This window comes from Arthrobacter sp. 2RAF6, assembly GCF_052115205.1.
Taxonomy (GTDB): domain Bacteria; phylum Actinomycetota; class Actinomycetes; order Actinomycetales; family Micrococcaceae; genus Arthrobacter.
In genome coordinates this window covers 1-8,766 of sequence record NZ_JBFRGF010000073.1, presented here as the reverse complement: position 1 = coordinate 8,766, position 8,766 = coordinate 1, and the positions used below count along the sequence as shown (strand labels likewise).

Sequence of the window (8,766 nt, the reverse complement as noted above, 5' to 3'; positions counted from 1 at the left end):
GATGACGTAGCCATACGGGCACTTGATGTCGAATTGCTGGGTGCGCCCAAAGGTGGGTTTGTAATACGACCAGGGAGCCACGATCGTATCGGCGTACGGAGTGCCGGAACCGTTGGCTTGAGGGTTGCACTTCAAGTGAGCAGAGACGGTGTAATAAGTATCGGGCGTGCCAGCCGGGGGAGCCGTGGTGGCGATGGCCACGCGAACGGTGGCATTATCCAGTTGGGTGAAGCTGGTAATGGAAACGCGCGGATCAACGACGCCACCAGGGCCGGGATTAGTAATGCCATTGTTGTTCACGAACAGTTGGCCGGGATTGAACTGGATCCAGAAGTCTTTTGTGGCGTACAGGCCAATGCCGATGCCGACGACGGCGGCAACGGTCCAGCCGATGGGATTGGAGACAACCGCGGCTGTGACGACGGTGCCGCTAACAGCCTCGACAGCACCGGCGATAACAGGGGCGGAGATCAGGCCACCGTCAGCGAATGCCTGGGCGTTGGACGGTGTAGTGACAATCAGGGAAACGGACACGATGCCCGCAACGGCAGCGAACGCGAATGGCCGGGCTATCCGGCGAAAGAGTCGACGTACACGGAGCATCAGTGCCCCCTCTCAAAGTTGGGAAATTAAAGCGACAATGGCGGGGCGTGGTTCCCTGGGGTGGAACCGGCAATATCGGGTATGCCAGTTCGCGGAACCATGCCCCGCCGTACGAACTCAGATCTTGCCGAGGACGCGCTTGCCGATATTCCACGCAACGAACGCGATAGCGACGCCGAAAACGACGGGCATGGACGTTCCAACAACAGCCAGAGCGGCATCAACACCACCGCTGATAGCTGTATCTACTGGACCTGCAACCAAAGGAACCATTTGAATTCACCCCCTAAAATGGGATCAGGTTGGGCGCCGGTGGAAACTCGCAAGGTTTTGACCACCGGCCCCCGCCGCTAAAGAATCCGCCGATTGACGGACTCTAGATCTTGCCCAGCACGCGCTTGCCGACGTTCCATGCAACGAACGCGATAGCGACGCCGAAAACGACGGGCATGGACGTCGTGATAACGCCGGTTGCGGAACCTACAGCACTGGCAAGGGCTGCACTAACAGCTGCTTCCATGGGATACACCCCCCTTCAAATATTCCGTAGTGACCCGCACGCGCTACGCACGCCAGGAGTTGAAAATTGCGATCATGGCCCCGAGCAGCAAACCGCCGCCTATGGCCAGCCCGTAAGCCGACCCAAGTTGAGACATGTTTTCCCAGATCACCGGCGACGCACCCACCAAACAGCCACGCAGAGGGAGAGCAGGAAACCGAGGAAGCACAGGCCAGCCAGCCCGAGAGAAATAGCACTCATAAGCTGATCGAGGCCGATCATGGGAGCCAGCTATCAGAGCCGAACAACAGGTAGACAAGGAACCCGAACACGGAGACGAGCGAGGCGAAGAAGGCGGCGAGATCCATCAATCCCGCCCCCGGTACGCCACGCCCCAGAGCAGGACCAAAGAGACACCGATGGAGACGGCAAGAGCCACGGACACCACAGGCGACGCCATAAGCGACTTGACGTGATCGAGCAGCATTAGTTTGTCTTTCCGATCATGTGGAGCAGCGCGAACCCCAGGAGCGGAAGGGACATGAACGCCAGGAATCCGGCGATACCGCCGACGACGGGAAAGACAAGATCCTGGGCAGTCATGGAGTCACGGACGTTTCATCTGTGACGCAAGCAGAGCGGCGGCCAACAGAAGTAACAGCACCAGACCGACTGTTATCCCTGTGAATTGCTCGCCGTCGAGGACTACCGTCGTCGGTCCCGAGGGTGGAGCCGTTACGGTAACTGTCGCTGTAGGAGTTGACGAAGGCGTCACGCTCGAAGAAGGGGAGGGAGTTGGCGACGGATCGGACGAGGTTGTCTGTGGTTTCAGCCCGAAGCTGGCGTTTGACCTCGCGGATATTGCGAACTGCACGCTGGATACCTCCGATGAGATACCCTGCGGACCCGCCAATAACGGCGGCAATGAAGTAGGCAGAGAATACATATTCGTCCATCACCGTCCCCTAACGCACGTGCAGCCGGGACGGTGTTGGACCGAATAAACATCGAGAATGCCGAACCGTTCGACAATGGGACGGCAGGAGATTTGAGAATTGAGCGAAGCTTGAGCTACTTGAGAGGCAACTACTGCGGTTGACGACATAACATGTCCTTAGCCTTGCGAGAAGTAGAGTTCTAACAGGGTCAGGGGTCCGGCTGGTAACCGGACCCCGCCTTAACAGGCGAGGACGTTACGCGGCAAGCTCGGAAGCGTCGGACTCGTCCGGCCAGAGATCCAGCACGCGCGCCTGAACCTCGGAACCATAGATCGAAACCTCAACGAGGTAGTCAACCTGGTCGCCCTTATCGACGGAGCGGGTCCGGAGGTTTTCAAAAGTGCCGGTGGAGTCACGGCGGGGGAGTTGGACAACGGTAACGTTCTGATCGGCAACCAGAACGTTTGCGGATTCAATCCGCCATTCCTCGCCAGCGCGAGGCCCGTTCTTGATAATGCCCGAGCGAGCAGAGACGGCCAGAACGCTACCGCTGACGCGGGCTAAAGCTACTGATGCCATTTTTTTACCTCTTTTTTGTTTTCCGGTAGAGCGGGACCCAGTTGGTTTCTGGGCTAACAAGACTTACCTTAAACGATGGATTTAATGCCCCTGTGACAATTCCGATAACGGTTCGGTAACGAAGCGTTTATCCGCGTAACCCTGCCGAAAAACTGTGCTAATCCCGACAAAATTTCTCTGGACTAAATGCCATGTCGTCAGGTACAAGCGGACCCACCAAAGCAACGGCAGTTTACTGCCCTGCCGAAGGGCAGTGGAAGAGCTATTCGTAAGTTACCTAGCCGGGGCCGCTGCGCGGCCCCTCTGAAGAGCGGCAGAGGGTCCAGCAGGGGGCGGAGGGAACCGAAAAAGCAGGGGAAACCAGAGGAGCATACCAGCACGAGAGGGGCGGGGAGCAGTACCTGGGGCCTGGGTCCTCTCAGGCGCATGGCTGGGTCCGGAGTGGCCAGGGAAGGGACGGAAGCCTACCGGCATAAAAAGGTCAGCGGCAGAGCGTCCCGACGCCGGGGGAAGGGCACCAGCAGCAGCGGGGAGCCTTGCGACTTCCGGAGTTTTGGAGGATCCAGAAAATTTTCGCGGTTTTGTCGGCAAGCCGGGGGGAAGCCTGGGCACTGGTCAGTCTCCCATGGGCTGAAGCCCGAAGCGCGGCAGTCCCACCGCAGAGAATGAAACGGGTTTTCTTCAGCCTGGACGACACCGGCCCCGGGCATCCACCACCGCCTGTCGGAAACCGGAAAGTTTCTGGCCGGGATCTAAAGAAGGCATGGGGGCTACCGCTGGACTTCTGGCGGTGATTACCACAGTCGGGGGCGGAGACGATCACCACCACAAAACGTCAATAAGTCTTGACGCCCGACCCAACGTCAAGTAAACTTGACACATGGAGAAGAACACAGCCCAAGCCACAGCATCCCTTCAAAAAGCCGCAGACGAACTGAAAGCCGCGCAGGGTTTCGTGCTGCTAGCAGTCCTGGACGCCCGTAAATCCGGCACCAGCTGGGCGGCAATCGGCGAAATCCTGGAGATTTCCAAACAAGCCGCACAGCAGAAGTACGGGCCATTCGTGAAGTCCCAACTGGAAGCGGAGGCACGGTGGACCGAGCAGGAGAACGCGAACAAGCCACCGGAAGCGGCAACACTCGTTGACGAGCACGTGGCCGGCACTTCGGTTACGCCGTCAATTTTTCTTGAACCGAAAGCGCCGGCACCAGCCCCCAAGCCGATCTACGAGCCGCTACCCGACTACACGAACCCGCACGGCTGGGGCGCAGACGAGTGGCAGCAGGACAACCCGAAACACTTTCTGGTCAGCGACGACAAGCCACTAAGGCCAAGGACGTGCAAGTACTGCGGGCAGAAGGACCACCGCAGCAACCCTGGGACGTGGATTTACCCGCAGTGCACGCCAACCTGGGGAGATCCCCGCTACGTCTTAGAAAAGTGATCCCTGGGAAGGGGCCGACGCGAGAGCGTAGGCCCTTTCCTCGTCCTCGGGGGACATTGGGGCGTCGTCGGGCAGATCGTCCGGTACAGGAGCCGCCAGGGCCGCTGCAAGGGCATTCCAACGGGCTTGACCGAATGGCCAGGGCGCACCCATCAGGCCGCGACCAGGACCAGGGACCGGGAGAACTCACCGGGCGAATAGAGCTTGTAACCATCGACGCGGCAATGTTCCCGTAGCCACGCAAACGCCAGCGTCATATCCTCGTCAGCCTCCACAGCTTCCAGGAGCTCTTCGACCCGAGGCTCAACGGCTTTCCATTGCGCGTCGCGCAGTTCCAGGACAACATCCCCGGCAAGTTCATCATCGGCAATTTCCTCGTCGGTCAGCTCTACGCCGAGTTTGAGAGCTTTACGGAGCCAGGGTGACCAGGTGAGTTGCCGCTTGCCCTTGCTGGCTTCTTCCCATTCCCACCAGAGCGCCATGTCTTCGGACACCACGCCGTCAGCATCGACAGCGCCGCCGTCCATGGCATCAGCGAGAATCTGAAAGGGCGTACGGTTCCCGAGACGGCCATTCTTCCCTTGACCGCCAGCAGCTTCCCAACCGAGCTTGCCAGCCTTATCGCGACCGCCGAAAGTTTGCTTCGAAAAGTAGTCGGCGACTTTGTGTTCATCGGCAGGGCCAACCAAGCGAACGTCAACGCCATGTTTCAGCGTGGGAGAACCGAACCCGGCAGCTTTGAGCGAGTCCCGCCACCGACCAAACATGGAATCCCCGAGCTTCATGGCCTGATCGGAGGTAATACCGCCATGGACGAACAGGAGCGCGTGAACGTGGACATGCCAGCCGTTCTTGCCCTGGGTGGTTTCCACGACACGAGCGAAGCCAATCCGGCGACTTCTTTCGACCTGCCCCGCGCGTTTACCGGTTTTGATAACACGGTTGACCGGGACGCCGTATTTCTCTTGCTCGTCTTTCCAGGCACGGCCCGAGGTTACGTTGCCCCAGCCAGCAGAGATCCCGCGCGTCCACAAGTCGTTGAGCCGTTGCCCGGCACGGTGACGCATAGTCAGGGTGAGGAAAATGACACGGCCCGAGGGAAGCGGAGCAGGGGCGTTCTTAGGCTGTGGACCGTAAGCGGGAGTGTGCCACGCGGAGACGGCAGCAGCTATGTCCTGCGCGCGGACGGCATTGATTTTGTGGGAGCAGACAGGGCAAGCCCAAACGGAACCGCAGTGCTGCACGTTGCCGACACCGGCAAGACGATCATCACCGACACCGGACGCCTTGATAACGACAGACTGGCCCTTGACGGCATCACGACCGCAGTAGCGGACCCGCTTAAGCGAGGAATGGAACCCCTGGAAACGACGGGCAGTGTACCGGGCGCGACGACGGGACTGCCGAGCTACTGTCTTTCGGTGCGCCTTTGCCGGTAAGCTTGTCAATGCAAGCACCCTTCCTGTAGTAAAAAAACTTTTGAGCGAGTTTGGGAAGTGCTGACCGGCCCAGTGTTTCCGCACATGGGCCGGTTTTTTTTGGCTACGTTTTGCCCAGCCAGTCACGAACAGTAGGCCGGGAGATCCCGGCAAGACGGGCAATTTCAACCTCAGTCAGGCCAACGGCAGCCGCAGCGACAACGACAGAACGCAGCCGATCCTTGCACCGGGTGACAGCATCGAGGGCATCATCCAACTCGGAGCCGCGAAGAATGAGACTTTTACGCGCGTTGTCCTGGTCGCGTTCCAGCTTCGGAGCCTTGAATTGTCCCATACCCATGTCAGGCACTTTACACAGATTCACAGCAGTATCAAGCATGAACATGCCCACCACCGGCAACAATTTCAACTGTGTCACCATCGACGACGGCGGCAGCGTCGGCAGCGCGACGACGGGCACCGCGAACCGTGGCCGGGGAATCACAAGTGCACTTCTGGGGAGTACGGCGACCGCCGCAGTGATCGCAGCGGCCCGAGTCGGTGACCTGGCCAAGCTTTTCCACGTAGCCGTGTGTGTCGTAGACCGATTCGGCAGCGGAGCCGGGACGCCAGAACAGGGTGCGAACTACGGGCTTAATTTTTTCGCGTTTCGCCGTGGTCCATTCATCGAAAACGTTGGCATCGAAGGTACGGGCGTACATGAGCCGTCGAGCGCCCCAAATCCGTCCTGTGTCGTGTTGGTGTTCGCCCTCGATATCGCAGGTTTCATAGACGAGCGTTTCGGAATCGACCGACAAGGTTTCGATATCGTGTGGCCCGTCGAAGGGAACGCCGTCTTTGTGAGCGACCGGAAAATAGCCCATGGTGAGGGTGACACCCTGGGAGACCTCGCGAAGAACCTTGGAAGCACGCGACCAACTGGGGGCCGTCCAGCGACAGACGACCTCGCGACGGCGAAGTTCCTGTAAAGATGCCTTGACGCCAATGGGGATATCGTCGCCAGTCGTGGAGGCAACCGCGCCGCCGACCTCGTCAAGGATCAGATCGACGTGTTCACAGAAAATGATCTGCGAGTAGTCAGTGAGCGGAACATAGAGCGGATGCGGTGCGCCGGAAGGCGTGACGAAAGGCATGGTCGAGAGGACCCTACGGACGCCGTGAGTTTGGCCGCGCCGTGTGTGGAGGTGGTCCGGATTGTCGCAGGACCAGGGAACGCCGCGCAGTGTCGGGATGGAGTCCTGCGCGGCGAGCAACGATTTTCCCGCGCCGTTGGGACCGATGTACCCCATGATGGGAAGCCCTCGGCGGCGCTTAACAGCAGTCGCCTCGGGGGTGAGCAGCGGACCACGGTTCAGGGTGGAGATAAGAGCGGAGACGACAGACATTAGAGCAACCCATCTTTTGAGCGGTGGCCGCGCATCAGCGAAGCTTCGGAGCCAATAACCGGGGAGCGTTTACGGGCATAGAAGAACCAGACGGCAACGACGACCAGGAGGCCGAACGCGACGCCGGAAACGAGCGGGGGAAGGACGGACATGACGAAAAGGAGCCAGCCGATAAGCGCCAGGACGAGGACGCCAAGCGGGACCAGGAGCAGGAAGCGGAAAATTTTCATGCTTTCGTGGCACCCCCACGCAGGACACCGACGACGATCCAGACAATGAGTGAGACGCCGATCATGGGACCGCCGAGAGCAAAGAAGGCTGTGAACAGTCCGAACATTTCGGTAACGGGGAGAAAGTAGTTCATGTCTCCAAACCATGTGAAATCGAGCAGCGAAACGGGCATACCGGCCATGTGGTTTTGGGACATGAGCCACTGCACCATGTCGAGGATCCAGTTAAAAATCGCATCTGTGACCATTAGGACCGGCCCCCCGTCAGGCCGGTACTCCGGCCGCTGGCGCGTCCGTCCGTTCCGTTGCAGCCGGGGCGACCGGCCCCAAGTGTTCTCATTTGTGATTCCCCGGAGCCACACGAAGAAATGGTATGGAGGCGTACCAGATAGAACGGATCAGCGGCCAGACCATGGCGGTAGCCATCATGGCGAAGATGGCCACGCGGGAGCCTCTGAGAGCAGCCGTAAAGGACGAGTCACACACGACGTTCCAGGAGTGGCCAGCTATAGCGATATTCCAGTCTGGACAAGCAGCCGTATGAGGGGCGCTCATGCCGATACCAGCAACCCAGGAGAACGGGGGAGAAGCGACGGCGGTATTGGTGATGTTTTGCATTCGTGTCTGCAGGGCTGTCTGTTGCGAGGTCTTGGGGATGAACGCACAGCCCAAAGGTTTCAGCACCCATTCGACGGGATTGAACATGCCCCAGCCGGTAGGGAAGCACTCCTGCGAATTGGAATCCGCAGACGGGCTTGTCTGCCCAGCGTCGCCGGGGGCGGGAGTCGTGCCGGTGGTAGTTCCAGTACCGGGGAGTGTCTGCGGAGCGGGATTATTGGGCAGTGGACTGCCCTTGAAGTCGGTGTTATCCGACGTGTTGGGATCGCCGTCGGTATTAGCCTGTGTGGCGGTCCTGCCACCGGGATAATAGGCACCTTCCAACGGTGCGCAGACGGCGAGAGCGACGGCATAGGGTCCGTGTTTGCAGGAAACGCGAGTGTGGGTGGAGTCTGCCTGATCGACCTGGGTCCAGTGTTCGCACTCGAGGTTTCCAATGGTGCAGGGCTTGCCGTCGATGGAAATTTCAAGCTTGCAGCCAGCGCCAGGCTTGGTCGGATCACACAGCGGTTCGTTCGGATCGACCGTGGGAGCGTTCGTTTCCCATACGCGGGTGGTCGTGCCATCCAGATCGTTGAAGGCGTCGATATGCATCTTGCCGGTGTTGTGGCCCTTACCAGCAGCAGCACAGGACGGAACCTTGACAGCCCCCTTGTCCCCCTGGACGGCGGCATTACCGTCAGTCGCAGCAGTCACAGTGCCAAGCTGCCCGTTATCACTGATGCACTCAGCCGAGACAGTGTAGTGAGTCGTAGCCCCCCTGGGGTCACCGGACATTCCATTTTGGATCAGGGTGCCCCAGCGCATGACCTTTGTGGGACCACCACCGGGACCGGAGGCAGTGAGCAGAGGATCACCACCGGCAGGGCCGACGATAGCGCCGATGACGTAGCCATACGGGCACTTGATGTCGAATTGCTGGGTGCGCCCAAAGGTGGGTTTGTAATACGACCAGGGAGCCACGATCGTATCGGCGTACGGAGTGCCGGAACCGTTGGCTTGAGGGTTGCACTTCAAGTGAGCAGAGACGG

At 59.6% G+C, this 8,766-nt stretch carries 12 protein-coding genes; 2 read left to right on the top strand and 10 right to left on the bottom strand.

Annotated elements, in window-relative coordinates; genetic code table 11:
• The 4 genes from AB4Z38_RS25330 to AB4Z38_RS25315 form a co-directional block, all read right to left on the bottom strand.
• Positions 1 to 603: hypothetical protein (locus AB4Z38_RS25330; RefSeq protein WP_441432274.1), on the bottom strand; the 603-nt coding region annotated here is incomplete at its 3' end.
• A gap of 117 nt (positions 604 to 720) precedes the next feature.
• Positions 721 to 876, bottom strand: a complete 156-nt coding sequence (locus tag AB4Z38_RS25325) for a hypothetical protein (RefSeq protein WP_441432273.1) — start codon at positions 874 to 876, stop codon at positions 721 to 723.
• 103 nt (positions 877 to 979) lie between these two features.
• Positions 980 to 1,123 carry a hypothetical protein gene (locus AB4Z38_RS25320; protein WP_441432272.1) on the bottom strand — a complete coding sequence of 48 codons (144 nt, stop codon included), beginning with the start codon at positions 1,121 to 1,123 and terminating at the stop codon, positions 980 to 982.
• Between the two features lie 1,172 nt (positions 1,124 to 2,295).
• A complete protein-coding gene (locus tag AB4Z38_RS25315) occupies positions 2,296 to 2,619 on the bottom strand; it encodes a hypothetical protein (protein ID WP_441432271.1) in 324 nt (107 codons plus the stop codon).
• Between the two features lie 880 nt (positions 2,620 to 3,499).
• Here AB4Z38_RS25315 and AB4Z38_RS25310 point away from each other — a divergent pair.
• Positions 3,500 to 4,063, top strand: coding sequence for a hypothetical protein (locus tag AB4Z38_RS25310; RefSeq protein WP_441432270.1), 564 nt, complete (start codon positions 3,500 to 3,502; stop codon positions 4,061 to 4,063).
• Positions 4,064 to 4,215: 152 nt separating this feature from the next.
• Here AB4Z38_RS25310 and AB4Z38_RS25305 read toward each other — a convergent pair whose 3' ends face one another.
• Positions 4,216 to 5,130: a hypothetical protein gene (locus AB4Z38_RS25305; protein WP_441432269.1), complete on the bottom strand. Its 915-nt coding sequence runs from the start codon at positions 5,128 to 5,130 to the stop codon at positions 4,216 to 4,218.
• Positions 5,131 to 5,208: 78 nt separating this feature from the next.
• On the opposite strand from AB4Z38_RS25305, the gene AB4Z38_RS25300 reads away from it, so the two are divergent.
• A complete protein-coding gene (locus AB4Z38_RS25300; RefSeq protein ID WP_441432268.1) occupies positions 5,209 to 5,502 on the top strand; it encodes a hypothetical protein in 294 nt (97 codons plus the stop codon).
• 103 nt (positions 5,503 to 5,605) lie between these two features.
• On the opposite strand, the gene AB4Z38_RS25295 is transcribed toward AB4Z38_RS25300, so the two are convergent.
• From AB4Z38_RS25295 to AB4Z38_RS25275, 5 genes are all read right to left on the bottom strand, one after another.
• The gene (locus tag AB4Z38_RS25295; RefSeq protein WP_441432267.1) at positions 5,606 to 5,887 is read right to left on the bottom strand and encodes a helix-turn-helix domain-containing protein; all 282 of its coding nucleotides are present in this window, start codon (positions 5,885 to 5,887) and stop codon (positions 5,606 to 5,608) included.
• Positions 5,874 to 6,887, bottom strand: coding sequence for a hypothetical protein (locus AB4Z38_RS25290; protein WP_441432266.1), 1,014 nt, complete (start codon positions 6,885 to 6,887; stop codon positions 5,874 to 5,876). Before AB4Z38_RS25290 ends, AB4Z38_RS25295 begins: the two co-directional genes overlap by 14 nt.
• Positions 6,887 to 7,117: a hypothetical protein gene (locus AB4Z38_RS25285; RefSeq protein WP_441432265.1), complete on the bottom strand. Its 231-nt coding sequence runs from the start codon at positions 7,115 to 7,117 to the stop codon at positions 6,887 to 6,889. Before AB4Z38_RS25285 ends, AB4Z38_RS25290 begins: the two co-directional genes overlap by 1 nt.
• On the bottom strand, positions 7,114 to 7,365 hold the full coding sequence (locus AB4Z38_RS25280) for a hypothetical protein (RefSeq protein WP_441432264.1): 252 nt from the start codon (positions 7,363 to 7,365) through the stop codon (positions 7,114 to 7,116). Before AB4Z38_RS25280 ends, AB4Z38_RS25285 begins: the two co-directional genes overlap by 4 nt.
• 88 nt (positions 7,366 to 7,453) lie before the next feature.
• Positions 7,454 to 8,766: hypothetical protein (locus AB4Z38_RS25275; protein WP_441432263.1), on the bottom strand; the 1,313-nt coding region annotated here is incomplete at its 5' end.